The sequence below is a fragment of the Paenibacillus aurantius genome (genome assembly GCF_032268605.1).
In the GTDB taxonomy this organism is placed as follows: Bacteria; Bacillota; Bacilli; order Paenibacillales; family NBRC-103111; genus Paenibacillus_AO; species Paenibacillus_AO aurantius.
In genome coordinates this window covers 3,288,333-3,314,958 of the sequence record NZ_CP130318.1, presented here as the reverse complement: position 1 = coordinate 3,314,958, position 26,626 = coordinate 3,288,333, and the positions used below count along the sequence as shown (strand labels likewise).

The 26,626-nt window shown below is 57.7% G+C and carries 16 protein-coding genes; 14 read left to right on the top strand and 2 right to left on the bottom strand.

All coding sequences use genetic code 11. The annotated features are described in order from the left end of the window. Positions 1–5: 5 nt before the first annotated feature. The 11 genes from MJA45_RS14865 to MJA45_RS14815 all read left to right on the top strand — a co-directional run bounded on the left by MJA45_RS14865 (position 6) and on the right by MJA45_RS14815 (position 18,474). Positions 6–1,589 carry an extracellular solute-binding protein gene (locus MJA45_RS14865; RefSeq protein WP_315602699.1) on the top strand — a complete coding sequence of 528 codons (1,584 nt, stop codon included), beginning with the start codon at positions 6–8 and terminating at the stop codon, positions 1,587–1,589. 77 nt (positions 1,590–1,666) lie between these two features. After that, on the top strand, positions 1,667–4,735 hold the full coding sequence (locus MJA45_RS14860; protein WP_315602698.1) for a glycosyl hydrolase 2 galactose-binding domain-containing protein: 3,069 nt from the start codon (positions 1,667–1,669) through the stop codon (positions 4,733–4,735). Next, positions 4,722–5,501, top strand: a complete 780-nt coding sequence (locus MJA45_RS14855; protein ID WP_315602697.1) for an SDR family NAD(P)-dependent oxidoreductase — start codon at positions 4,722–4,724, stop codon at positions 5,499–5,501. The genes MJA45_RS14860 and MJA45_RS14855 overlap by 14 nt, the downstream gene beginning before the upstream one ends. A 25-nt stretch (positions 5,502–5,526) precedes the next feature. After that, positions 5,527–6,444, top strand: a complete 918-nt coding sequence (locus MJA45_RS14850; RefSeq protein ID WP_315602696.1) for a dihydrodipicolinate synthase family protein — start codon at positions 5,527–5,529, stop codon at positions 6,442–6,444. Continuing rightward, positions 6,441–7,877: an aldehyde dehydrogenase family protein gene (locus tag MJA45_RS14845; protein WP_315602695.1), complete on the top strand. Its 1,437-nt coding sequence runs from the start codon at positions 6,441–6,443 to the stop codon at positions 7,875–7,877. The genes MJA45_RS14850 and MJA45_RS14845 overlap by 4 nt, the downstream gene beginning before the upstream one ends. A 14-nt stretch (positions 7,878–7,891) precedes the next feature. After that, positions 7,892–9,055 (top strand): mandelate racemase/muconate lactonizing enzyme family protein, encoded by a 1,164-nt coding sequence (locus MJA45_RS14840; RefSeq protein ID WP_315602694.1) that lies wholly within the window; start codon positions 7,892–7,894, stop codon positions 9,053–9,055. 40 nt (positions 9,056–9,095) lie between these two features. Next, positions 9,096–11,348, top strand: a complete 2,253-nt coding sequence (locus MJA45_RS14835; protein WP_315602693.1) for a glycosyl hydrolase family 95 catalytic domain-containing protein — start codon at positions 9,096–9,098, stop codon at positions 11,346–11,348. Next, positions 11,345–13,003, top strand: coding sequence for a hypothetical protein (locus MJA45_RS14830; protein ID WP_315602692.1), 1,659 nt, complete (start codon positions 11,345–11,347; stop codon positions 13,001–13,003). Before MJA45_RS14835 ends, MJA45_RS14830 begins: the two co-directional genes overlap by 4 nt. Before the next feature lie 74 nt (positions 13,004–13,077). After that, positions 13,078–15,801 (top strand): hypothetical protein, encoded by a 2,724-nt coding sequence (locus MJA45_RS14825; protein WP_315602691.1) that lies wholly within the window; start codon positions 13,078–13,080, stop codon positions 15,799–15,801. 20 nt (positions 15,802–15,821) lie between these two features. Then, on the top strand, positions 15,822–16,931 hold the full coding sequence (locus MJA45_RS14820; protein ID WP_315602690.1) for a Gfo/Idh/MocA family protein: 1,110 nt from the start codon (positions 15,822–15,824) through the stop codon (positions 16,929–16,931). After that, the gene (locus MJA45_RS14815; RefSeq protein WP_315602689.1) at positions 16,909–18,474 is read left to right on the top strand and encodes an alpha-L-fucosidase; all 1,566 of its coding nucleotides are present in this window, start codon (positions 16,909–16,911) and stop codon (positions 18,472–18,474) included. Before MJA45_RS14820 ends, MJA45_RS14815 begins: the two co-directional genes overlap by 23 nt. A 96-nt stretch (positions 18,475–18,570) precedes the next feature. On the opposite strand, the gene MJA45_RS14810 is transcribed toward MJA45_RS14815, so the two are convergent. Beyond that, positions 18,571–19,629, bottom strand: a complete 1,059-nt coding sequence (locus MJA45_RS14810; protein WP_315602688.1) for a LacI family DNA-binding transcriptional regulator — start codon at positions 19,627–19,629, stop codon at positions 18,571–18,573. 351 nt (positions 19,630–19,980) lie between these two features. Here MJA45_RS14810 and MJA45_RS14805 point away from each other — a divergent pair, with 351 nt between their 5' ends. The 3 genes from MJA45_RS14805 (at position 19,981) to MJA45_RS14795 (ending at position 25,747) form a co-directional block, all read left to right on the top strand. Then, positions 19,981–22,659: a family 78 glycoside hydrolase catalytic domain gene (locus MJA45_RS14805; protein ID WP_315602687.1), complete on the top strand. Its 2,679-nt coding sequence runs from the start codon at positions 19,981–19,983 to the stop codon at positions 22,657–22,659. A gap of 97 nt (positions 22,660–22,756) precedes the next feature. Further along, positions 22,757–23,788 (top strand): alpha/beta hydrolase family protein, encoded by a 1,032-nt coding sequence (locus MJA45_RS14800; RefSeq protein ID WP_315602686.1) that lies wholly within the window; start codon positions 22,757–22,759, stop codon positions 23,786–23,788. A gap of 150 nt (positions 23,789–23,938) precedes the next feature. Then, a complete protein-coding gene (locus tag MJA45_RS14795) occupies positions 23,939–25,747 on the top strand; it encodes an LTA synthase family protein (protein ID WP_315602685.1) in 1,809 nt (602 codons plus the stop codon). 9 nt (positions 25,748–25,756) lie between these two features. On the opposite strand, the gene MJA45_RS14790 is transcribed toward MJA45_RS14795, so the two are convergent. Then, positions 25,757–26,602: an ABC transporter permease gene (locus MJA45_RS14790; RefSeq protein WP_315602684.1), complete on the bottom strand. Its 846-nt coding sequence runs from the start codon at positions 26,600–26,602 to the stop codon at positions 25,757–25,759. Positions 26,603–26,626 lie beyond the last annotated feature (24 nt).

Genomic DNA, 26,626 nt, shown 5'->3' with positions numbered 1-26,626 from the left:
TAAGCATGAAGAAAAAGAAATGGGCGATGGTGACCGCCGTCACCGCCCTATCGTCTGCCGTTGTCTTGACCTCCTGTTCCTCCTCCAAGCAGAACGCAGCGGACCCCAGCCCTAGCTCGAGCGATTCGAACAGCGCGAACAAAACCATTTCGCTGTCCGTCGTGAGCCAGACCAAGTACGCGCCTAATGCCGTTCCGAACGAATACACCAAGCGGACGGAAGAGAAATTCAATATGAAATGGGATTACCAGGCCATTCCATTATCGGCGGGGATGGACAAATACAACGTCATGTTCGCCTCCGGGGACTATCCGGATTTCATCCCGAACATGAACCAATGGAATGCCGTTCGCAAATGGGCGGCCGCCGGTTATCTGCTTCCCATCGGGGATTATTTCGACAAGCTGCCGAACTACCGCAAGCTGTACTCCGACGACCAGTGGAAGATGCTGAAGGATTTTACAAGTGTAAACGGCAAGATGTACATGCTTCCCTTCATTACGACTAGCTACGATCCGATGACCTTTGTTTACCGGAAGGATGCCTTTGAGAAAGCGGGCATCACCTCCTTCCCCAAAACAACGGATGAGCTGATGACGGTGCTGCAGAAGCTGAAGGACTCCAATCCGGACTTTATCGGACTCGGGGTGCGGGGGGGCTCGGGCAATACGGGGGTCCGCAATCTTCTGATCAGCTTTGACAACACCTTCCGGATCCCGCCCGACTTCAACGGCTCGAACGGCTGGTACGGGTTCTGGCATGATCCGGATTACAACAAGCAGCTCGTCTTCGCTCCCGCGACCGATAAGCAGCGTGCGATGCTTACGTACTTGGCCAAACTGTATAAGGCGGGCCTGATCCAGAAGGATTTTGCCACGGCGACGGAGGACCAGTTCAACCAGAACCGCAAGAACGGCAAGGATCTCATCGACTTCCAATATGTCAGCCACGTGATCTCCCTGGAGAAGCAGAGCAAGGATCAGGATTGGGATTATGCAAAGGCGTTTGTGAAGGATGAAGCCTTCGGCAAAAACCCCGTCATGTTCAAAGGCCCGGATTTCGCGCTGTTCGGCTCCATCTTCAGCAACAAGCTGGCGGACCAGCCCGACAAGCTGAACCGGCTGCTGCAGTATCTCGATTGGGCGTCGACACCGGAAGGGACGCTGTTTAACCAGATGGGTGTGGAGGGCCTGACGTACGAGCGGAAGGACGGCCTCCCGGCGTACAAGGGCGACCTGGACCGCAAAAAAGTTTTGGAGCAGTACGGCTTCGACTACTATCTCACCAAGAACGACGATGCCCAGAAGACGGATCCGGTGTTCAAGATCGATGAGGAGGCAGCCCCCATCTTCAAGGCGATGGAAACGATGTACGCCCAGAGCGCTTCGATGAACGACGAGGATTCCAACACCGCTAACACGATCATGACGGGAGTTTGGAACGAAGTTTACCAATTCGCCACAAAGGCTATCATGGGCGTCGTCAATATCCAGGATGACAAAGTGTGGAAGGACCATCTCGCGAATCTTAACAAAGTCGGCTTAGATAAGGCTCAAGCCCTCTATGAGAAGGCCATGAAGCCGCAATAACAAGGGAACGGGCTGGCATCCAATTTGCATAAGCGGGTGTCCGCCCCTTCCGTTCGGAAAAAGGAGGCTGTTCGATCGTGGCAGAGACAGGGAAACCAGGGCCGGCGGACCCGTTCGCCGAAATTGCCTTAAGGGAGCACCCGATGGCAGGGGAAGGCTTGGAGTCAGTCGGGCCCCGTCCTTGGAAGAAGCGGATGTTCCTTCCAGGCAAGGAAGCGGCTGTCCGCTTGCCGGTTGCGGAGTACGAGGACCAGCTGGAAACCTTTAAAGAAGAGCTGGAAAGGTTGAGGAAGCAGTATCGTCCTTATTTGCGGCGGTTCACGCCGGAATCCGGCTTCGCACGGCCCCGTCATGATCTGAAAAGGTTTGATTTTCGTTATGAAAACGAGCAGGATGGGGACTTCTCCAGGGTTTTGTCGGGGCAAGGGGAGTGGGAACAAGTAGAGGTTCCGGACTTTCGCGGCCCTACGAAGGAGAAAGGAAGATGGACCGGCTATTACCGGACAACGTTCAAATGTCCCCAGCCTCCTGCGGGCAAACGGGCCTTTCTTGTCTTTAAAGGGGTGGACTACAAGGCGGCCGTCTATGTGAACGGCAAATGCGTGGGCACCCATGAAGGCTTCTTCGCACCGTTTGAATTCGATATCAGCTCCGTGCTCCGGGACGAGAACGTTCTGGTCGTGGAGGTACATAACGATTATCCGATGATGGGGGTAGGCGGCACCCGGCTGGACGGGGATAAAATGTACGCGGCCACCGGGCCGGGCTGGGATGAGCCGGTTTACGGCTGGCATCATTGCCCTCCCGGCGCCGGCATCTACAACCGCATCTATGTGGAAGAGCGCTCCGAGCTGCATATTCAGGATGTGTTCGTAAGGCCGCTGCCCGACGAGGATAACTTCGAGGCCTGGGTGGATGTGACGAATACGACGGGAGGGCTTCTGGAGAATGCCGAGCTACGGCTTCAAGTCTTCGCGGACAATTTCACCGGAGAAGGACTGGATGTTATGTCCTTTCCTGTGGCGTATGCCGGGCCTGGGCAGAACAATTACCGGTATAAGATCGCGTTCCCCGGTTTCCGCCGCTGGGACCTGGAGAACCCTAATCTCTACACCTTGCGGGTGAGCCTTCATTCCGGAGAACGGCTTCTGGATGAATCAGACCGGAGATTTGGAATGAGATCGTTTCGGATGGACGAAACGGAGGAACCCAAGGGGACCTTGTATCTGAACAACCGTCCGATTCTTTTGCGGGGGGCCAATGAAATGGGCCACCTCCAGCAGTGTGTCATGCAGGACGATTATGACCAGCTGGTTGATGATATTCTGATTGCCAAGCTGGCTAATCTGAATTTCTACAGGCTGACACAGCGGCCGGTTCAGGAAGAAATTTACGATTATATGGACCGGCTGGGGATGCTGAACCAGTGTGACCTCCCCGCGTTCGGGTATATCCGCCGAAGCCAATTTTGCGAGGCGGTGCGCCAGTCGGCCGAGATGGAGCGGCTGGTGCGCAGCCACCCGTGCGTCATCCTGGTGTCCTTAATCAACGAGCCCTCCCGTCCGGCAAAACGGGGCAAAGGGCACCGTCATCTGTACCGGGGCGAGATGGAGGCGTTCTTCACTGCCGCCCGTCAGGCCATCTATATTGAGAATCCCGACCGGATCGTCAAGAATGCCGACGGGGATTATGACCCGCCGACCTCGGAGGGATTATCGGACTTTCATTGCTACACGATGTGGTACACCAACCATATGATTCCATTCGGCGAGCTGTATAAGGGAGGGCTTCCGCCCCTAAAGACCGGCTGGAAAACGGGGTGCGGGGAATACGGCTCGGAAGGGCTTGACCGCCTTCCGCTCATGCAGTCCCGCTATCCGAAGGAATGGCTGCCGGAGAAGCTCACCGATCCCTGGATGCCGAACGCTATCGTGGACGCACAGTCCTATGCGCTTCATGGGGACTGGTATCCGGAGCCGAACCGTATAGAGGATTGGATCCGGGAGAGCCAGAGCTACCAGGCACACGTGACCCGGCTCATGACGGATACCATCCGCCGGCGGTCCGACCGGATCGTTCAATCCGCCATTCATCTGCTTATCGACGCTTGGCCGTCCGGCTGGATGAAAGCGCTCGTTGGGGTCGATCGTATCCCGAAACCGGCCTATTTCGCTTACCGGGAGAGCCTGGAGCCCATTCGCGTGAACCTGCGCGGGGACCGCTGGCGCGCTTATGCCGGAGAAAGCATCGAGCTGGAGGCCTGGCTGCTTAACGATTCGGCGGAGGAGGTAAACGGCGCCCGGCTATTGGTTACGCTGCGCGACAAAACGACCGATTATGCCACCTATGAGCAGGCGGTGAACCTGGAGGCCGCTTCCTCCAACTATGCCGGATCGGTTTCTCTGCGGATGCCGCAGGCGGCCGGCCGGAAAAGGGTTTATGCGGAAGCGAGTCTCCTGGATGCCTCCGGACAACTCATCAACGGGGAACGATTCGAATTGGAGGTTTTCGAGAAAGCGGCCCCGGCTGGGGAAGGAGTTCGGATAGCTCACTTGGGAGCTCAAGCCCAGCAGGTGTGCCGGGATATGGGCTTGAAGAGCCGGCCCTATTCCGCGGGAGATGAATTCGATACACTCCTTGTCTCTTCCTCGGAAGGCTTCCGGGTTCATGAGCCGGAGGTTTCCCGAAAGATTAAGGCCGGTGCCCAAGTAGCGTTTCTCGCAGACGAGGATGGGAGCGCCTCCTGGTTGGTCGGGGAAGTGGAGGTTCATCGGGAGAAGGCGGGAGGGGTGTTCACCGTTTCCTGCCAAGCCGCAGATCCGGGTGGAGAAGGATGGGATTCCTTGGATTTCCGGTATTTCTACAACCGGACCACCGATCGGATCGAACCGCTTGCGGGCTGTGCCTGGAGAACGGAAGGCTTGGTCCCCTTGCTCTACACCTACGGAAAGCCGCCGCACGGCAGCCGGCCGACGGTGGAGGGAAAGCCCAAGCTGGCGGTTGTCGGTTCTCTTGAGCTGGGCCAAGGCCGGGCCGTGTTCATCGGCCTTCTGCTGCAGGGACGCTTAGGGGTAAACCCGCCGCTTGACCGTCTGATAGCAGGTATCCTAACCGGAGTAAGGAGAGAAGCCGATGCTAACCGGTAAATTGGAACAGAAGACCGCTGTGGTCACCGGCGCGGCGTCCGGGATCGGCCGGGCGATCGCCCTCCGTTACGCTGCGGAAGGCGCTCATGTGGTCGTCAATGACGTTTCGGACAGGGGGCAGGAAGTCGTCGAGGAGATTACGCGCTCCGGCGGCCGTGCCCAATTCTTTAAGGCGGATCTCCGCCGTGAGGCGGAGGCCGCCGCTTTGATGAGAGAGGCGTACGATCAATTTGGCTCCCTGCATATTCTGGTCAACAATGCCGGGGTATCCGGAGGGAAATCCGTGGTGGAGGCTGAGGAGAAGGATTGGGAGCGGATCATGGACATTAACCTGAAGGGCTCCTGGTACTGCAGCAAGTACGCCATTCCCTTGATGATCGACAGCGGAGGCGGCAGCGTGGTGAACATTGCCTCCACCCATGCCTTCCGGACGCAGGCGAACCACTTTCCTTATCATTCTTCCAAGGCAGGCATGATTGCGATGGCAGCGGGCATCTGCGTGGATTTCGGACGATATAACATCCGGGCCAACAGCATCTGCCCAGGGTTTATCGAAACCCCGCTTGCCGAAGAACACATGAGGCAGTTTCCGAACCGGGAAGAGAAGACGAAAGCCATGCTGGCGACTTATCCGCTCGGGAGATTCGGGCAGCCGGAGGACGTCGCCTCGGCCGCCGTCTTCCTCGCTTCGGAGGACGCCGCCTTTATAACAGGCACGACACTTGTGGTCGACGGAGGCCGTTCGGCACTCCAGAAAGCCGAATAAGGAAGCAGAAGGAGGGGACGACCCATTGTTCGAAGCATTTGCCGGGAGCTTGAAGGGCATCAACGCCATTCCCGTTACTCCCTTTAATGAAGAAGGCCGGGTGGATTACCCGCTTTATGCCGAAGTTCTGGATCATCTGCTGGCCAGTGGGATCCAGGCGATCTACCCTTGCGGCAATACGGGGGAATTTTATTCCCTGACCGTAGAGGAGGCGAAGGAGGTCATCTCCTACTCCGTCGATCACATAGCCGGGAGGGCGAAGGTGATTGCGGGGGTCGGGTATGACGCCGCAACAGCCGGAACGATGGCACGTCACGCGGAGGAAGCAGGGGCGGACGGCATCATGATCCACCAGCCTGTTCATCCGTTCCTTCTCGACCGGGGACTGGTCGCGTACTACCGGACCGTCGCCCGGTCCACCCGCCTGCCGCTTATCTTGTATATCCGCAGCGAGAACGCAACGGCCGAAGCGATCCGGGAGGCCGCGCAGGAGCCGAATATCGTCGGCGTTAAATATGCGGTTAACCACTTGCCTTCCTTTGCCAAGGCAGTGGGCTTGATCGGAGACGAGCTGGTATGGATTTGCGGAACGGCCGAAATGTGGGCGCCGTTCTTCTATGCCGCCGGCGCCGTCGGCTTTACATCCGGCTTGGTAAATGTGGATGCCGGACGGTCCAAGGGCATGCTGGAAGCGCTCGAGGCCGGGAGATTTCCTGAAGCGATGAGGATCTGGGACGAGGTTCGCCCTTTCGAGGAGCTTCGGGAAGGGAACCGGAACGGTAACAACGTCAGTGTCGTGAAGGAGGCGATGGCACAGCTCGGCCGCATCCCGTCCCGGGTTCGCCCGCCGATCGCGGAGCTGCTGCCGGAGGAGAAGGTGAAGGTACGCGTCCTCTTAACGGGATGGGGCCTGCTTAAGGAAGAAGGAGGAGGAAGCCGATGAAAAGGGCTTTGAATTACGTGGCAGGGGAATGGAGAGAATCGGAATCCGGCGAATGGGCAGCTGCCTATAATCCCGCCCGTCCTTCCGAGCAAGTCGGAGAGGTAACCCAGTCCACCCGCGAGGAGGTTAGCCGCGCAGTGGATGCCGCGGAAGCCGCTTTCGCCGCCTGGCGCGGCTTGCCGGGGATGAAGCGCGGAAAGTTTCTTGCAGCGGCAGCCCGAATTCTGGAGGACAGGGCCGATGCAGTAGCCGAAACCATGACCCGGGAGATGGGCAAAACCTTCGCGGAAGCCCGGGGAGAAGTTCTCCGGGGAGCGGCCATCCTGCATTACTACGCAGGCGAGGGGGAACGGTCGAACGGAGAGCATATTCCTCCTGCTGATGGAAAATCCCTTCTTTATACCCGTCGCATCCCTCTCGGGGCTGTCGGCCTGATTACCCCGTGGAATTTTCCGGTTGCGATCCCCGTTTGGAAGCTGGCTCCCGCTCTTGTCTATGGCAATACCGTTGTGCTTAAGCCGGCGGGCAACTCTTCGGTTACGGCCTGCCTGCTGGTGGAAGCGCTGGAGGAGGCGGGACTGCCGCCGGGTGTCGTCAACCTGGTGCACGGCTCCGGCCGCCTGACGGGCGACGCTCTCTTGGAGCATCCCAAGCTGGCCGCCATTTCCTTTACCGGCTCGAATGCGGTGGGCCGGAAGATCGCGGAGAAGGCTTCCCATAGAGGATTGAAATACCAGCTCGAAATGGGCGGCAAGAATGCGGTCATCGTCATGGAGGACGCCGATCTGGATCAGGCGGCCGATATGGTCGTTTCCGGCTCCATGAAAAGCACCGGCCAGAAATGCACCGCCACGAGCAAGGTTATCGTTATGAGTGCGGTGGCGGAGGTTTTTATAGAGAGACTAACGGAACGGCTGCGTTCCATCCGGATGGGAGACGGCATGGAGCCGGAAACGTATTACGGCCCGCTTTCCTCCCGTCAGGCCCAGCAATCCGTCTTGTCCCATATCCACCAAGGCCAGGAGGAAGGAGCCCGGCTGCTTACCGGGGGAAAAGCACCTGATGCCGAAGGCTACCACGTCGAGCCGACCCTTTTTGCCGGCGTAACTCCTTCCATGTCGCTCGCGAGGGAAGAAATCTTCGGTCCTGTGCTGGCCGTCATGGAAGCAGACAGCCTGGACGAGGCCATCGGGATGGCGAACGACACGGATTTCGGCTTGAGCGCCGCCATTTTCACACAAAGTCTCTCCAATGCCCTGACCTTCGTATCCCGTATAGAAGCGGGCATGATCAAGGTCAACGCGGAAACGGCGGGAGTAGAGTACCAAGCGCCGTTCGGCGGCTTGAAGCAGTCCAGCTCCCATTCCCGTGAGCAGGGGCGTGCGGCCATGGAGTTTTTTACTCATACCCAGACCATCTCATTGTCCCTATAAGGAGGTAAGACCAAGTGAGAATTACCGATGTTCTGCTGGATATCGTCAGCATCCCCCGTTATACGGGCTTCGTCTGCCAGCACGGCTTGATCCGGATCATGACCGATGAAGGGATCGTCGGAATCGGAGAAATGTCCGACTTCTCCCATTTGCCGAAATATTCGCTGGATGCGCGGGATTTGCAGGCGACCCTCCGGGCACACCTCGTCGGACGCGATCCGTTCGATCTGGTGGGGATAAACGGAGAGGTGGCCGGTCTGTTCCCCGAAACGATGTATTACTACGAGAAGGGTACCTTTGTCCGCTGCGGTGTTGATCTGGCTTTGCACGACCTTGTGGGCAAGGCCCTCGGGGTTAACGTAAGCACGCTTCTGGGAGGACGTCTGCGGGATAAGCTGAAGGTGTGCTACCCCATTTTCCGGTCCCGGACTCTGGAGGAAGTTAAGGCGAATGTGGATGTCGTCCGGCAGCGATTCGCCCAAGGCTTTGACGTCTTCCGGCTGTATGCGGGCGTAAACCCGGATGCGGATGAAGCGTTTCTCGATGCGGTCCGGCAGGAATTCGGCAGCCGGGTGACCATCAAATCGCTTGATTTCAGCCACCTGCTGGACTGGAAAAGCGCCCTTCGGGTGACGAAGCGTCTTCTTCCTTACGGAGTACAGCTCATTGAAAGTCCGGCGGTGCGCAACGATTTTGAAGGCTTGAGGCACTTCCGCTTGGCGGTCGATCTGCCGGTAAGCGAGCACGTCTGGAGCTTCAAGCAGCTGCACGATATGCTCCGCCACGATTCGGTGGATATCTTCAACATTGCGCTGATCTTTATCGGCGGATTCGCAGCGGCACGCAAAGCGGCGGCGGCCGCGGAAGTGGCCGGCAAGGGGGTTCTGATCGGGACGACCCAAGAGCTGTCGCTCGGGACGGCGGCTCAAGCACTGCTGGGCGCAAGCCTGCCTAACTTGAACGCGATCTCCGATCCGACCGGACCGGAGCTGTATATAGACGATGTAACCACCGCGCCGGTTCGCTACGAGAACGGATATCTTCTCGTGCCGGATGCCTCGAAGCCGGGGCTTGGAATGGACATCGATTGGAACAAGGTGGAGCGTCTGCGGATCGAAGGGTTTCACTGGAGCGCTGAACGGGTCGCCAATCTGCAGGACCGCACGAGCGCCTCATAACGAGGAGGCACATCCTGTTAGTAGAGAGGAGCTTGTCATTGTGAGTAAGGCGGAGCCGATTAAACCGGATTATACGATTCCCTGGACGCTGGAAACCCGCTACTGCCATGACGGAATCCCGTTGTCCAACGGAGTGTTCGGCGCTTTGGTCTGGTTTCAGCCAGGGAAGATTATGCTGACCATCAACCGGGCGGATTATTGGGATCACCGCGGCGGAACCATTTGGCGGGAGGACGGCACCTATGACCGGCTAAAGACCCTTCTTCAGGGCGGGGATTTTGAAGGGGCCCGCAGCCTCTACCCGACGATGCAGCTGAACGGCAAGGAAAAGCGGCCGACCCGGCTTGCCATGGGCCGGTATGATCTTCAGCTGAAGGAAGGAATCTCTATCGTCTCCGCTTCTTTGCAGCTCGAAGAAGCGGAAGCCGTTATCCGCCTGCGTGCGGATGAGGAGGAATGGGTGGTCCGGATCAGCGTTCCGATGGAACGAAACATGCTCGCCGTTTCTTGCAGCGGGGAATGCCTGGCGGATCTCGAGGCCAAGCCTTCCTACAGCTTTGCCCAGGTCAAAGCCTATTTCGACGACTTCGGGATCCCCGCCCCCCAGGTGGACCGGACGGGCTGGGTACAGGAGCTACCCGAGGACCCGGCCTGCGCCGTTCGCGCGGAATGCTCGCCTTCCGGGCTATGGATCTCAGCCGAGTACGGACCTGATGCGGAAGCAGCAGGGAAAGCCGCGGAAGCCCGGCTAAGCGAGGTCCGGGAGTCTTCCTACGATAAAGAGCTTATGGCAACCAAGCGGCACTGGCGTGCGTTGTGGCAGCAGACGGCGGATATCTTCCTTTCGGACCGGGAGATCGAGACCATGTATTATTTGGGACTCTACCGCATGCTGGGCAATTCCATGCCGGGCAAGCTGGCGCCGAGCCTTCAGGGACCTTGGGCTGAGGAGTACCGGAATCCGCCCTGGAGCTGTGATTATCACTTCAATATCAATGTGCAGGAATGCTTATGGCCGGCTTACGGAGCCAACTTGCTGGACTGCCTGCAGCCTCTATTCACCATGATCGACGGCTGGAAACCGATTATCGCGGAAAATGCCAAACGCTTTGTCGGAATTGACGACGGGTATATGCTGGGCCATTCAGTCGATGACCGGGGCCGGCCGGTAGGAGGAATGTGGACCGGGACCATCGATCAGGCCAACACTTCCTGGGTGGCCCAGATGATGTGGCTGTATGCCCGCTACGCCGGGGACGAAGCCTATATGATCAACGAGGTCTATCCTTTCATGAGGAAGGCGCTGAATGTCTTCTACGCCATGATGGAGCGGGAAGAGGATACTTATTCCCTGCCGGTCTCCGTTTCGCCGGAGTACGGCGGCTCGAGTCCGGACGGTCTCGGCCGCAACTCCACGTTCTTTCTCGTTAACGTTCACTTTCTGTGCGAGAAGCTTCTCGAGCTGGAGGAGCGTTACCGGCTCGATGCCGATTATGCAGCCTTCGCGGCCGACATTCAAACGAAGCTGCCTCCCTATACCGCAGGCCCCCGCCAATATCAGGAATTCGGCCGCAAGCCCGGTCTAGAGCTCTATTTATGGGAAGGGCAGCCGCTTGCGGAATGCCACCGGCATCATTCCCACCTGGCAGGCATCTATCCGTTTGACACCGTCAATTTGGAGGATGCGGTGCAGGCCGAGGTGGTCAAGAACGCCTACAAATCGTGGGTGGATAAAGGGATGGGACGCTGGGCGGGCTGGTCGATGCCTTGGGCCTCCATCCTCCATAACCGGCTCGGGTACCCGGACATGGCGCTGCTGTCGCTTCGTCTTCTGAGAGAAGTCTTTATGATGCCGAGCTATGCCACCCAGCATAACGGAAGCTATGGGGGCTTCACCCAATTCGTCGGAGGCGAAACGATGCAGGTGGAGGCTTCGATTGCCGCCTCGGCCGCCGTTCTTGAAATGTTCGTCCAATGTGTCCGGGGGACGGTAAGGGTCTTCACCGGGCTTTCTTCGAGGTTCAAGGACGCCGCATTTTCGGGGATTCGGGCGGAAGGAGCTTTTCTCCTATCCGGCCGGAAGGAGAACGGAGCCGTTCAGTCGGTTACGGTGTTTAGTGAGGGCGACGCGGTCCTGCGGCTTGCCAATCCCTTTGGAGGAGCAGCCGAGCTATACCGGGACGGCAAGACGACGGAGATGTCGGGGAACCTTTTGGAAGTGAAGCTGAAAGCAGGCGAGACGGTCGAGTGGAGGGCCGCTGCCGAGATACGGGAAGGGGTGGAAAGCCGATGACAGACGAGCAGCGGAAGCACCGGCCCCGGCTCGGGATCCAGGGCCCGGTTCTGGCTTGGCAGGATCCATGGGCAGGAGAGGCATCGGACCGGATCATGAGAACCGGCACGGGGATGATTTATCTATCCCAGGACCCGGTTCCGTCGGGGGAGCGGTTCGTCGAAGCTATGCAGAACCTTGGGGCGGATTTCTACCTGCATCACATGATGCCGGGCCTCGAAGGACAGACGGATATGCTGAAGGACATGGTCCGGTCCGGCATGGACGTGTGTCTCGGTAATGAATACGGCAATATTAACGGTCCCTGGGTGGAAGGGACGAACCGCTGGGATGTTCCGGACAAGGCCATTCTGGAAGCGGCCCGGAGCGGAAGGCTCATCGGATTGCTTTATGACGAGCCGGAGCATCTGCAGATTAACGCCGGCCAGTACCGCAAGGACGGCTGGTATCCCCACTGGGGGACGACAGACGGGCTTAGCCTGGAGGAGTCTTACCAGAAGGTGGTGAAGGCCGTTTCCGACCGGACCGGCCATGTTAGGGAGCTTATGCGGAAGCACGGGCTTGACCCCGCCTCCGTCCCGCTGCTGTCGGAGCAGGTGTTTCCCACCCTGTTTCATGCCAAAGCCCGTGCCGGAATGGACCTGTGCCCCAAAATCATGAAGGAGTCATTCCAGGCCCTTCAGCTAGGAACAGCACTTGGAGCGGCCCAGCAGTATGGACGCGACATGTGGATCTGCGCCGATCTGTGGGGACCGGACATCGGGCATTGGTTCACCCGGACCTCGGGCTTTCCCGGCCATTCTCCGGAGGAATTCGAATCCGCGCTTCACATGGGGTATTTGATGGGGCCGACCCATCTGTTTACCGAGAATGTGGACGTGCTGCTCCATCACGGGGGGGACCGCTTCGAGAAGACCGCTTTCGGCGAAGTCTGGGACCGCTTCGTGAAAGAGTATGTGCCTCAACATCCGCTTCACTGGAGTCACCGGGAAGCCGCACCCGATATCGTGATCATTCATTCGGATGACAGCAACTACGGGCAGAACGCCCGTTTGTTCGGCAACCGAGGGCTGGAAGCACCCGAATCAACCAAAAGCCTTTTTGCGGTCTGGCACCTCATCAGCCGGGGATCCATTCCCGCTCATGGCAGCTGCATGCACATCCCGGGCTATTCGTTCCCGCGGCATGAGCTTAAGAAAAGGGTCCCGCCGGAGGGGTATCCGCTGCTGTCCGGAAGCGCAGAACTTACGCAAACGGCCATGCACGGGCTGTTCCACCCGGTGAACAATGCCATCGCCTTCGACGAGCGGGTGCGGGACGATCAGTTGGGCCGTCCCAAGTTGATCTTAGCCGCCGGGTCGCGTCTTTCCTCCCATACGGCAGCCGCCCTGCGGGGCAGAGCGGAGGATGGCGCCGTAGTGATCGTCGCGAGCTGGCTTGCCCCCGGGGAGTGGAAAGAGAGCCGGCGTTTCGCCGGAGGGGGAGCCTGGCTGGTTACGGAGGATTTCCTTAGCGAGGAAGTGCAGGAAGCGGCCGCTCCCTTTTTGGGGGCAAAGGATTGTTGGAGACAGTGCTTCGGGGAGACGGAAATCCGTTTCTATCCGGAGGATGCTTCCGGCAGCCGGCTGAAGGCGGAAGTGCATACGAGATCGTAAGTGACCACGCGTTTGGAGAATAAGAAGCAAGAGATGAATGGGCAGCCAGTAAAAAGGTTTGGAGGAGAACATACATGAATAAGGAGAAAGAAACCGTCTATCTGGGTACGCAGGGCCAGGAATCACCGCGTCTGCTTTTTGCGTTGGAATTGCTGAAGGAGAGCCTGGAAGCGACCGGGTATCGGGTGGAGAAGGCTTCCGGGGAAATATGGACCGCTGAAGCTTACCGGAATACGAAGGGAACCCAAATCTACATCGGCAGCCGGGAGGACTCCGCGTTCCTCCGTACGCTTGAAGAGCAGGAAGTGCTGATCTATCACTCCACTCCTCCAGGTAAAGAAGGCTTCTACCTGGCCACGCTGCCCGGCGATTTGATTACCGTTTCGGGCGGCGGAGAGACCGGTGCCTTGTACGGGGCTCAGGAGCTTGCCCGGCAGATTCGAAAGGCCGGCCGCCTTCCCGAACTGCTGGCGGTTGGAGAAACGCCGTCTTTTGTGCTTCGCGGGCCGGTGCTCGGCCTCCAGAAGACGAAGATCGAGCCTCCCCGGAGAACCTACGAGTACCCCATTACGCCGGATCGTTTTCCCTGGTTTTATGACAAGGATATGTGGCTCGACTATTTGGATATGCTGCTCGAACAGCGCAGCAACGTCGTTTACATATGGACCGGTCATCCGTTCGCTTCCCTGGTTAAGCTGAAGGATTATCCCGAAGCGCTGGAAGTAACGGAAGAAGAATACCGTTTGAACGTCGAAACCTTTCATTGGTTGACGGCGGAAGCCGACAAGCGGGGAATATGGGTCGTCCTGAACTTCTACAACATTCATATTCCGCTGCCCTTTGCCGAGAAGCACGGATTGGAGCTGCACCAGCCGAAGCCGCTCCCCATCACGGCCGATTATACGCGGAAGTCGATTGCCGAGTTCGTCCGTTCCTTCCCGAACGTCGGGATCATGCTCTGCCTGGGCGAGGCTCTGCAAGGCAGCGTTTACGGGACGGAGTGGTTTACCGACACCATCATTGCCGGTATGAAAGAAGGCTTGGAGGACAACAAGCTGAAGGAGCTGCCGCCGATCATTCTCCGGGCCCACGCCGTCAAGGCCGAGCCGATCATCGAGAAGGCCATGCCTCTCTATTCGAATCTCTACACGGAAGCCAAATACAACGGAGAATCTCTCACCACTTGGACACCAAGAGGCGGCTGGGTGGAGACTCATAATAATTTGAGCTCCATGCAGTCCGTTCATATCGTCAATATTCATATTTTGGCCAATCTGGAGCCCTTCCGCTATGGTTCACCGGCTTTCATTCACAAAAGCATGCAGGCGGCGAAGCACCGGCAGCATGCGAACGGCCTTCATGTCTACCCGCTGTTTTATTGGGATTGGCCTTACACGGCAGATAAAACCACTCCAAGGGTTAAACAGGTCGAACGCGATTGGATCTGGTATGCCGCTTGGGCCCGGTATGCCTGGAACCCGGATCGGGATCCGCAAACCGAGCGCTACTACTGGGCCGAAGAGCTGGCGGAACGCTTCGGAAGCCGGGAAGCCGGCGCCGCCCTTCTTGATGCCTACGACGCCTTCGGCGAATGTGCCCCGCGCCTGCTTCGGCGTTTCGGCATTACCGAAGGGAACCGCCAAACGCTCTCTCTTGGCATGACCATGAGCCAGCTGACTAATCCCGACCGTTACTCGCCTTATAAGGCGCTTTGGGAAGACCATGCCCCTCAGGGAGAGAGGCTGGAGCTCTACGCCGAGCGTGAGGCGAAAGGGGAGCCGCATATCGGAGAAACGCCTTATGACGTTGTGGAAGCGGCGGAAGCCTTTGCGGACCTGGCGGCCAAGGCGATCGAACGGGCTCGACCCCATGTGACCCGGCATGCGGAAGAGTTCGAGCGGATTGCGACGGACGTGGAAGCGATCCGGGATATGGTTTATTTCTATGGCGCCAAGGTGCGTGCCGCGGTTCAGATCCTGCTCTACAAGCATGCCGCCGGCGGAGATTATCTCCGTTCGCTTGATATTCTGGAGAAGGCCCAGCCGTATTTCGAGGAAAGCGTGGAGTGGTACCGGAAACTGACGAAGCTGACGGAGCAAACTTATCTGTATGCCAACAGCATGCTGACGCCGCACCGCAAAATTCCTTTCCCCGACGGCCAGAAATACTGCCATTGGTCCGACTGCCTGCCGCTGTACGAAGAGGAGCTTGCCCGCTTTACGGCACAGCTGGAGAGGCTGAAAGCAGGGGAGCTGCCTACTTCCGTCGCAAGCGAAGAGAAAATACAGCCTTACCGCCAGGCGGAGTTCCGGCTGCTGTCGGACAACGCGGAAACGTATACCATCCAGAAAGACAGCTGCCTCTTCACCGACGGAGAAGTATACGCCCAAAGCTGGGCGGAGGAGCTCGACGGGCTGACCGGGATCCGGTTCAGCCGGGAGGAAGCCGCCAAGCAGGGAGTTGCCCTGGAGTTTGAGCTGGCGGAACCGGCGCGCGTGCTGGTGGGGTACTTCCGGTCCGAAGACAGCCAGTGGCTTCAGGTCCCCACCCTGGACGAGAATACCCACGCCGACGACCGGGGCGGACTGGCGCCCGTTCTGCGTAAAGGGGTTAAGCCGGCTTTCTATCCGTCCGTCAACGTGCATGCCTTCCTGTATGAGCCGGGCCGGCATACCCTTAACCTGGGGGTAGGGGCGTACGCTGTCTTGGGCGTGATCCGGGCGGACCAGAAGCTGGCCGAGCGCGATGTTTCCCCGTTTAGCGAAAGCGCCCGTTCGTTGGATTGGCTTTACCAGTAAGCAAAAAGGGAGTGTGACCCATGAGTCGAACCTACAAGCTGGGAGTAATCGGGCTGGGGGAGGGACGCAGCATCATCTCGGCGGCGCTTCAAAGCGAACGCTGGGAGTTGATCAATGTCTGTGACTTGAACGAGGAAGTCTGCCGCGCAAGAAGGGAGGAATTCGGCCTATCCCGTTATACCCTGCGTTATGAGGATTTGTTAAACGATCCGGAGATTGAGGTTATCGCCATCTATACTCCGGATCAGCTGCACGGCCGGCATATCCTGCAAGCGCTGGAAGCCGGAAAGCATGTGATCGTGACGAAGCCCCTCCTGCATTCGCTTGAGGAGGCCTCGTCCCTCCTGGAAGCGGCGAAGAAGGCGGGCAAGCTCGTGTTTGTGGGCCAGAGTTCCCGGTTCTTCGAACCGATGATTCATCAGCGGAAGGATTATGAAGCGGGACGCCACGGGGAAGTGGATACCGTGGAAGCGTATTACATTTCGGATGCCCGCTGGTTTCTGAAACGGGACTGGAGCCGGCAGAAGGGCTTCTCCTGGATGCACAATTTCCTCAGCCACCCGGTGGACCTGGCCAAATGGTACCTGCCGGGCATTGAGGAGGTTTTCGGATACGGTCACTCCAGCCGGGTGAACCAGGAGTACGGCTTGTCCTCACCCGATACTTTGCGGTTCCTGCTCCGGGACGGAGAAGGCCGGATTGCCCAGGTGAGCGGGTCCTATACGAAGCCGACGCTCCGCCAGGTCGATTCGGGGATCGGCTGCACGCTTCGCGGCTCGGCCGGGACCAGCCGGGCGCTGTATTCCAAGCTGCTTTACCACACCCATTTTGCCGGTGAGGGGCCGATGACGCATTCCTACGAGGAGAAGCATCCCTATTATTTCCGCTTCGAGGGGGAAAGCCACCATGCGGGCGAATACCAGAATTATATCGAGTATTTCGCCGATTGCCTGGACCGGGGAGAGACCCCGAAGCCGGATCTTCTGGAAGGAATTCATACACTGGCGGTCATGGCCGCCATGGAAAGAAGCCGGGAGACCGGGCGGCCGGTGAAGGTCGACGAGCTTCTGCGTGAATATTCTCTTCCGGTACAAGGAGGTGAGACGGATGCTTACGCCAACCGAGCTTGAGATCATGGATACCTTTCTGAAGGCGGCGGGAATGCCGGCGGAGGAGAAAGCGGAGTATCTGCGCCGTCAGCTGGATAATCTCTCGGAAGAGCAGCTGAATGAATATGCAGGGAAGATCAACCGTCACCAATCGACGCTGAACCCCGAAGAAACCTACTGGTTCTCGCTTCAGGAAGTGAAGAAGCTGATGCAGAACGAAGCCAACCGGCGCAAGCTTGAGAAGCGGGGGCTGACCTATTCGAACGGGGAGCCGTCGCCCATGAGCGGGGCGGAGCTTGCTTCCATGCTGAAGAGCAATGTCCGGTTCAAGAGCACCGACGGCATCAAGTGCCCGGAGCTTAAGCTGGTGGAGGAAGATCTACGCTGGTGGCGGGACGCCAAGCTGGGCATGTTCATCCATTGGGGCGCATACTCGATCATCGGACGCGGGGAGTGGGTGCGTCACCACGAGCAGATTCCGGAAGAGGAATACCGGAAGATTGCGATGTCCTTCAATCCGCAGTCGTTCGATGCGGGCGAATGGGCGAAGCTGGCCAAAGACGCCGGCATGGGCTACATGGTCATGACCGCGCGGCATCACGACGGCTTCTCGCTATGGGACAGCCCGGGCAGCTACGATTCTTTCACCACCATGCAGGCGGACGCCCACCGGGATTTCGTGAAAGAATACACGGAAGCGGCCCGCCGTCAGGGCCTCCGGGTCGGGCTCTATTATTCTCCGCTCGATTGGCGGTTCCCCGGCTACTTTGAGCCGGTGGAGAAGTATGACAACGCCCTTCTTCTCAAAAAACAAGCCTATGACCAGGTGGAAGAGCTGATGTCCTCCTATGGGACAATCGACATCCTCTGGTACGACGGGTCATGGCTTGCCCACAAAGGATCGGATGCGGGCGGAGCCTGGCTGTGGGAGCCCGTTAAGCTGAACACGATGGTTCGCAAGCATAACCCGAAGACGGTCATTAACGAGCGCTCCGGGTGGGAAGGGGATTTCTCCTGCGACGAGGGACCCCATGACATTGGCGGGGCAATCATCCCTTTTCCTTGGGAGAAGAATTTCAGCATTGGGGGTTCCTGGGCGTGGAGGCCGGAGAACCGGGCGATGCCTTTCGAGAAGGTAATGGATTTGATCCTGAACGTGTTTGTCCGGGACGGCAATGCTCTGTTGAACGTTACCCCGGATAAGGACGGAGTCATACCGGACGATCAGGTTCAGCTTTTCCGCGAAATCGGGCAATGGATGCATAAGAACGGTGAAAGCATTTATGGGACGCGCGGAGGGCCCTGGCAGCCGGTTGACGGCGTATACGGCTCTACCTTCCGTGACGAGACGGTTTATGTGCATGTTCGGAATCCCGAAGCCTTCCGTTCGGAAAAGCTTCCTCCCCTGCGTCAGAAGGTGGTAGCCTGCCGTACCCTGGAGGGAGAAGAGCTGGCGTATACCCAAGATGAGGCCGGAATTTCCCTAACCCTTCCCGAGAACCTGTGGCAGCCGGTCAATACGATTATCAAGCTGGTCCTGGATGGGAAAGCGGCCCGGGAATAACAAAAAAGACAAAGAGCTCAACGGGAAATTCCCTTTCTGTTGAGCCTCTTTGCCTTCCGGCTGTGGCCGAGCCGTTCATAAGGTGGAGAAGGATTCCTAATGGTTCACGTTTAAGGCGGTCCGGACTTCCGGCGGGCGGCACGACTGACGCTCCACATAGGTGGTGTCTACCAGAGTCTTTACACGGGCGAGCGAAGGGTCTTCCAACGTTTGCACGAGCAGATCGACGGCTAACTGCGCCATTCTCTCCTTCTCTACATGAATCGTGGTCAATTCAGGGGAAACAATGACCGCTTCGGAAATGTTATCAAACCCGATGACGGAGATCTCTTCGGGAATGCGGACCCCGAGCTCGGTTAACGTTTTAATGGCAGAGATCGCGATATAATCGCATTCGCAGAACAGCGCGCCCGGAAGTCTTCCCTGGCGTTTCCGGTAAGCGGCAAACTGGTCGGCGAGCGAAGGCTGGGAGGTCAGGACGGTGGGGGAGCAGGTGAAAACGTCCTTTTCGGCCAGCGACATCCCGTTCTCGGCTAAGGCGGTCTCGAAGCCCCGCCGCCGGTCGTTAAAATTGTTGATTCGGACGGAAGAGGCCACATACCCGATCTCGGTATGACCCATCCGGCAAAGCGAAGAGCCTGCTTGATAAGCCCCCATTCCATTATTGATCTGCACAAAATGAACCGGCAGCGTTTCGAAGGACGTATCGAGCACCACCAGATGAGGCAGCTTTCGGGAAATGCTTTCGATCTCAGGGCGGCTTAGGTTTGTACCGAGCAGAATAACGCCGCTTTCCCGGTGCTCCGACGCCACGAGTTCAATCTCCTGTTCGAAGGATTCCATGTTCACGGAACGAAACAGAAGGGAAAAGCCTTTGGATCGGCAGCGTTCCTCCGTGTGCTGGATGAGCTCGCGAAAGAAAGGCTGCCGGTAGTACTCTTCGAGCACGATGCCTGAATTGGTGAAGGCGAGAAAGACCAGCGATTTCTGCGGTCCGGTCTCGGAGGATTTGCTTTTGGGCATGTAACCGGATTCCCGGGCGATCTGGAGTATGCGTTCCCGTGTCTCGGCCCCGATCCCGGGCTTACCGTTAAGGGCTAGGGAAACAGCGGCTTTGGAAACGCCGGCCAGTTTGGCGATATCTTCTATTTTCAAGAGCAAGTCTCCAATCTGCTTAATATAGGGAATGCGTTAAGTTGAGTTTACTATTAGTTCTCCCCCTCAAGCAAGGGAGTATACGAAGAAGTTTAACGGAATTAGCCTATTTTACTTAAATAAATATAAAATAAACTGAATAATTCACGATAAACGCTAAACGATCGTTGACGTTTAAGTAAATACGGTGGTAGGATGAGGTTAACCGGTGAGGTTTGGAAGAATAAGACTATGTGCCTAGATAAACATTTAGTGAGGCAGCCAGTTGCGCCGGCCGAAGGGGAAAGGTTGGAGCCCGGGTTAAGATGCCGAGCAGCAGCTGTTCCATACATACAATAGGAGGAATCCAACATGACCATCCAAGTGACGGCCTGCCGGACCGAATACGAGACGAACCCGGTAGGATTGGACGAAAGGAAGCCCCGCCTGTTCTGGCGATTGGAATCGGACCGCAGGAATGCGCGGCAAACGGCCTATCAGATTCTGGTGTCCTCAACCCGCGAACGCATCAGCCGGGAAGAAGGGGACCTGTGGGACAGCGGCCGGGTAGAGAGCGGGGAGTCTACCCATATTGTTTATGAGGGGAAAGCCCTTCAATCGGACACCTCCTATTGGTGGAAGGTTCGCGTATGGGACGAGGACAACCAAGCCTCGGAGTGGAGCGAGACGGCCTCCTGGGCGATGGGCATCCTCGAGCGCGGAGAATGGAAGGCCAAGTGGATCGGGCGCAAAGCCAAGCCGGATCTGGAGCTGCAGCCCTCCCCATACTTGCGCAAGGAATTCTCGGTTCGTAAAGGACTTCGGCGGGCGGTGGTCTATGCAACGGCGCTCGGATTGTTTCAGTTAAGAGTAAACGGCTCTCCGGTAGGCCATTTGTTTGCCCCCGGCTGGACGGATTACGACAAACGCGTTCAAGTTCACGCTTATGACATCACGGGTCTTCTATCTGAGGGTGACAATGCGTTCGGCGCCATAATAGGAGACGGCTGGTATGCTGGAACGGTAGGCTTCCTGGGTCGGCATGTGTACGGGGAAAGGCCTTTTTTCCTGATGCAGGCCAGCCTGGAGTATGAAGACGGCAGCCAAGAGCTCGTCATCACGGACGGCTCTTGGCGCACCTCGGAGGGACCGATCCGCTATTCGGATATGATTCTCGGGGAGACCTACGATGCGAGGCTCGAGCTAACGGGGTGGGATCGACCCGGCTTCGATGCGGCCGCCTGGGAAGAACCCGATGTCCGAGCCGGTTACAATGGAATCCTGTCGGCGGCCGTGGAACCACCCATCCGGATTACGCAATCGATGCAGCCTGCATCCGTCCGCCGGACGGAAGCAGGCACCTATATCTATGACATGGGCCAGAACATGGTCGGCTGGACGGACGTCCGCGTGAAGGGTGAGGCGGGCACGAAGGTGTCCTTAAGCCACGCCGAGATGCTGAATCCGGATGGAACGCTCTACCTGGACAACCTGCGTAAGGCCGTTCAGCAGGATCACTATATTCTGAAGGGCGACGGAGAAGAGCGTTATGAGCCTCATTTTACCTTTCACGGTTTCCGTTATGTGGAGCTGATCGGCTACCCGGGTGAGGCGGATTTGTCCACGATTACCGGCAAAGTCATTCACTCCGATACCCCGGTAACCGGCACTCTGGAAACGTCCGATCCGATGGTCAATCAGCTGTTCTCCAATATCACCTGGGGGCAGCGGGGAAATTTTCTATCGGTTCCGACGGACTGTCCGCAGCGCGATGAGAGGCTGGGCTGGACAGGAGACGCCCAGATTTTTGCCCGTACGGCTTCCTATCATATGGATGTTTCTCGGTTCTTTACCAAATTCGTAGGGGACATGATCGATTGCCAGCAGCCGTCCGGCGCCTTTACCGACGTGGCTCCGGATGCGGGCTGGATCCGGCACAAGATGTGGAATACCCGTCTGAACTGGTTCGCTCCGGATAACGCGGGCTGGGGCGATGCGGGCGTTATCATTCCTTGGACGCTGTACCTGATGTACGGGGATAAGCGCATTCTCGAGACCCATTACGGAGCCATGGTCCGCTGGGTAGAGTACTTGACGAATAACACAGACGGGCTGATCCGGCCGGATTACGCCAACTACGGCGATTGGCTGTCCATTGATGCGGATACGCCGAACGAGGTGCTGGCCACCGCGTATTTTGCCTACAGCACGAAGGTGCTGGCCCAAATCGCGGGGGCCCTGGGCCGCACGGCCGATCAGGACAAATATGAAGCCCATTTCGCCAGTATAGCAGAAGCCTTCCGCCGGGCATTCGTGGAGGAAGACGGCCGGATTCATGGAGAGACGCAGACCGTTTATGTGCTTGCTCTTCAATTCGGGCTGCTTACCGAGAGGCTGAAGCCGCTTGCCCTTGCCCGTCTCACGGCGGATATCCGGGAGCGCGGCAATCGTTTGTCCACCGGCTTCCTCGGAGTGGGCTATCTGCTTCCGGCCCTGACCGACAGCGGTGAGCTCGAAGTTGCTTATACGCTTCTGACCCAGGAAGCCTTCCCTTCCTGGATGTACTCGATCAAGCACGGGGCTACGACCATCTGGGAAAGATGGGACGGATGGACCGAGGAGAAAGGCTTCCAAACTCCATCCATGAACTCATTTAATCATTATTCCTTAGGTTCCGTAGGGGAGTGGATGTTCCGCTATATGGCGGGCATAGAAGCCGATCCAAACGCACCCGGTTTCCGCCGTGCCATCCTTCGCCCGCAGCCGGGAGGCCGGTTAACCAGCGTCAAAGCTTCTTATGATTCGCTTTACGGTCGTTACTCCATAGAATGGCAGTTATCCGATTCGGGCCAGCTGACGCTGGAGGTCGAAATCCCGGCTAACGCAGCGGCCATCGTGGAGGTTCCGGGCAAGGATATCCTCTTAGACGGAAAACCGGCTGAAGGCGGAAGGCCGGCAGCGGGACAGGAGCAGGGAATGGCAGTTGAACTAGGCTCCGGCAAGTATACCTTCACCTCCACCTTGGTCTCCAGGCAATCCTTGAACGTTTAGATCCTGTTATGATAACGGCTTAACCCGAGGGGACGTGGAAGCGTCCCCTTGGCTTTTGCAGGGAATGGCCCGATAATGGAAACGAGGTGAAAGAAGCATGTCTTTCAATTATTCGATGGATGCTTATGTGAAAAGGCTGTATGGGGAAGCGGCGCAGCGGCGCAGCGGCCGGCCGGAGGAAGGGACGGAAGCGTGGAGGGAAGCCCTGCTGGGAGGCTTGCGTCAAGCGCTTGGCCGTCTTCCTGATGAGGATGCGGCTTCGCCGCTTGAACCGGTCCTTCTGGAAACGAAGGACTATGGGGATTTTGTTATGGAGCGTGTGGCCTATTCCACTATACCTTCCGTAACGGTTCCGGTTCTGGTGCTCAAGCCGAAAGACGGAGAAGGTCCATGGCCGGCGGTTATCGCCTGTCATGGCCACGGGAACGGGCAGCTCGATGCCGTCGGCATGGATCCGGAGGAAGCCCTTCTGGACCAGCCGGGCATCCACAACCGCTTTGCGGTGGAACTGGTCAAGCGCGGTCTTCTCGTGGTCATCCCCGAGATCATGGGGTTCGGCTTGCGGAGAATAACGGAGGAGATGCGGAAGAAGCCTCACTTGAGCTCCTGTGCTACTCTGTCGTCCCACCTGTTGATGCAGGGCAGCACGTTGGCCGGGATCCGGGTCTACGAAGCGAGGAGAGCGATCGACTACCTCCAGTCCCGGAACGATGTGGACTCGCAACGGGTGGGGATCATCGGCTTCTCGGGAGGCGGATTGGTCGCCGCCTACACGGCTGCTTTGGATGACCGGATTTCGGCCGCCGTCTTGACCGGCTGGACCAATACCTTCGAAGGAAGTATCCTGAGCGTGACTCACTGCATCGACAACTACCTGCCGGGGATTCTGAACGAGGCGGAGCAGCAGGAACTGGTGGGGCTGATCGCTCCCCGGCCGCTATTTGTAGAGGCGGGAGAAGGGGACCGGCTGTTTCCGGTGGAGCATGTGAGGAAAGCGGCGGCCTATCTGGAGGGAGTCTACGAGAGGATGGGAGCCGGCGGCCAATTCGGGCTGGATGTGTTTCCGGGCGGGCATGAAATTTCCGGAAGAATCTCCTTTGACTGGCTCGCCGACCGGCTTTTCAGGTAACCTTCAGTTTATTTTAAGCTTAGATTAAGGTTAGTGGGGTACCTTTACCATACCTACATAAAACCCGATCCAAAGGAGGAGCCTTTCACCATGGGGTTCCTCTATTTTTTTCGGGCACCGGCTAATCAAGATGGGAAAGGAGATCCACCCTTGTCGATCCTTAGAAGAATGGTAAGCTTCCTATTGACCTTTGCCGCCGCGAACGCCATGGCGATTTCGCTTCAGTATGTGACCCTCAAACCCTATCAGGACAGCCTGAAGGATTGGATGGGCACTCATCTTACCCTTTATCTGCTCAGTACATTCATTCTGTATCTGTTGATTGTCGGTCTCGGAGCCCTAGTGAACAATGTTTATTTCGCTATAGGCTTAACCGCCGCTTTGATCGGATCGGTGAGCTTCAGCCAGTACCATAAGCTTAAGCTTCTGGGCGAGCCCCTGTATCCCTGGGATTTAAAGCAGCTGGTCAATTTATCCGAGATGCTGAAAATTGCAAGGGGAATTGCTTCCCCTGTCGTCCTCATGGCGGCCGCGGGGGGCGTCGTTCTGGCGTTGGCCGCAACCTTTGCTCTGCCCAGAGTCAAGCGGAAGCTGCCCTCCCGGATGGCTTGGGTGGCGGCGGGACTGCTTACGGTCTTCTTCTGTTTTCACATTCAGCATTCCGTCTTCGCGAAGCCGCTTGCCAAGATGGGAATGGTCAACTATAACTGGAACCAGCGAGAAAATTATCTGATGAACGGATTCATGCTCGCCTTCCTGCAGAACATCAATTCGAAAATTCAAAGCCAGCCGCCCGATTACAATGAAGCCGCGGTTAGTCAGGTTGCCGGGAAGTATGCTAGCCTTGCCGCCAACACCTCCGGTGTTAACGGGGAGAAGCCCAACATTGTCGTCGTGATGGATGAGTCCCTCTTTGACCCGACCAGGCTGAGCGGTGTAACCTTCAGTGAAGATCCGATGGCGAATATCCACCGGCTGCAGGCGGTTTACCCTTCCGGAACGACTCTCTCCCCCATGTATGGAGGGGGAACCTCCAACGTGGAGTTCGAAGCATTGACCGGGCTGTCCATGTCCTTCCTGAACCAGGGAACGGTCCCGTATCAGCAGCTTCTCGTTAACAAAACAAGCTTTCCTTCCATGGTCAGCCTTCTCAAGGCTCAAGGCTATTCGGCCACGGCCGTTCATCCGTTTGACGGAACGTTCTATAACCGCAACCGGGTCTATCCGGTTCTCGGGTTTGACCGTTTTATTACCCAGGACGACATCGCCTACAAGGACAAATTAAGCCCCAACGCCTTTATTTCCGACCGGGCCGCCGCCCAGCAGGTGGTCGATGTCTTAAAGGAGGGGGACCAGCCTCATTTCGTTCATTTGGTCACGATGCAGAACCACCTTCCCATTATGGAAGGCTTGAACGGACCCAACACCGTTACGGTTACCGGGTTGGAGGGCAGCGGCAAAACCGAGCTCGAAAGCTACTCCCAGAGCGTGAAGGAGACCGATAAGGCGATCGGCTACCTGGTGGAGGCGGTGCAGGCGATCAAGCGTCCTACCCTTGTGCTGGTTTTCGGGGATCATTTGCCGGCTTTGGAGGATTCCACCTTATTCCCGACGACCGGTAACATGTCCGGAGCCGAGCAGCAGCAGTTCATTCATGAGACTCCTCTGCTCATTGCGGCCAACTATCCCCTGGAGCAGAAACCGTTAGGGGCCCTCTCCCCTTCTTTCTTCGGGCCGGTTCTCTTCCAGCTGGCCGGGCTGCCCGAGCCGCCTTTCTATCAGATGCTCAACACGGTACGTCAGCAGCTTCCCGGCGTCAGCCGGAACGTCTACGTCAATCAAGAAGGCCAGCCCCTTCTGGAGCTGACCCAAGACCAGACGAACCTGCTTCATGAATACGAATTGGTTCAATATGATATTCTTTACGGCAAAGGGTACGCCGCTTCCATGCTTCCTTGACGGTTCCGGTCAGCCTGAGTAGGAATCCCGCCATTTCAGCAGCTTTCTCTCGAGAAAGCGGACGAGGGAGTCTGTCGCCTTGCCAACCACCGCGAAGATGACGATGCCCACAAAAACGATGGCCGTCTGGGAGAACTGCCTCGCATCCATGATCAAGTAGCCGATGCCTTCGCTTGAGCCCATCAGCTCGGCGACGACCAGACCGAGCCAGGATACCCCAAGCGACAGCCGGAGGCCGAGCAGAACGTTGGGCAGGGAGGCGGGGAGCACGAGACGGGTAATTTGCTTCCACCGGGAAAATTCCAGGATCCGGGCGACATCGAACAGCTTGGAATCGGCGCTGCGGATGCCTAGGAACGTATTGACATAGAGCGGAAAGAAGGCGCCTTTGGCAATCAGCAATATTTTGGATACCTCCCCAAAGCCGAACCACAGAATAAAAAGAGGCGTGATGGCCAGGTGGGGAATCATTCTCAGCATTTGGACGCTGGGGTCGACTGTCTGCTCCACCCGGTTGAACATTCCGGTCAGGACGCCGAAGAGAAGACCGAGGCTGCCTCCGAGCAGAAAGCCGATGGCCGCCCGCCGGATGCTTACCTGCAGGTGAAGCCACAGCTCTCCGGACACGGCCAGCTCCCACGCCGCTTGAGCGATAGCGGATGGCGGAGGCAGAAGGGTGGGAGAGATCAAGCCGAGTGTTCCGGAGATTTGCCAGCCCAGCAAGAGAAGGAGGGGCAAATACAAGCCCCTGCGTACCGTCCTCCATTTGGCCGATCCGGCACGGGGGACGGTTTTTTTGTTCCTTTTGCCAGCTGCCTCTATAACGGGTCTAACCAATGTTTCCGATGTGCTCATTAGGTGATACCTTCCTTTCCGGAT

Bases quoted from the DNA above. Each gene is read 5' to 3' on its own strand.
- MJA45_RS14830 (WP_315602692.1), top strand. From the start codon at position 11,345: ATGACAGACGAGCAGCGGAAGCACCGGCCCCGGCTCGGGATCCAGGGC.
- MJA45_RS14805 (WP_315602687.1), top strand. From the start codon at position 19,981: ATGACCATCCAAGTGACGGCCTGCCGGACCGAATACGAGACGAACCCG.
- MJA45_RS14800 (WP_315602686.1), top strand. From the start codon at position 22,757: ATGTCTTTCAATTATTCGATGGATGCTTATGTGAAAAGGCTGTATGGG.
- MJA45_RS14825 (WP_315602691.1), top strand. From the start codon at position 13,078: ATGAATAAGGAGAAAGAAACCGTCTATCTGGGTACGCAGGGCCAGGAA.
- MJA45_RS14845 (WP_315602695.1), top strand. From the start codon at position 6,441: ATGAAAAGGGCTTTGAATTACGTGGCAGGGGAATGGAGAGAATCGGAA.
- MJA45_RS14790 (WP_315602684.1), bottom strand. From the start codon at position 26,602: ATGAGCACATCGGAAACATTGGTTAGACCCGTTATAGAGGCAGCTGGC.
- MJA45_RS14855 (WP_315602697.1), top strand. From the start codon at position 4,722: ATGCTAACCGGTAAATTGGAACAGAAGACCGCTGTGGTCACCGGCGCG.
- MJA45_RS14865 (WP_315602699.1), top strand. From the start codon at position 6: ATGAAGAAAAAGAAATGGGCGATGGTGACCGCCGTCACCGCCCTATCG.
- MJA45_RS14815 (WP_315602689.1), top strand. From the start codon at position 16,909: ATGCTTACGCCAACCGAGCTTGAGATCATGGATACCTTTCTGAAGGCG.
- MJA45_RS14820 (WP_315602690.1), top strand. From the start codon at position 15,822: ATGAGTCGAACCTACAAGCTGGGAGTAATCGGGCTGGGGGAGGGACGC.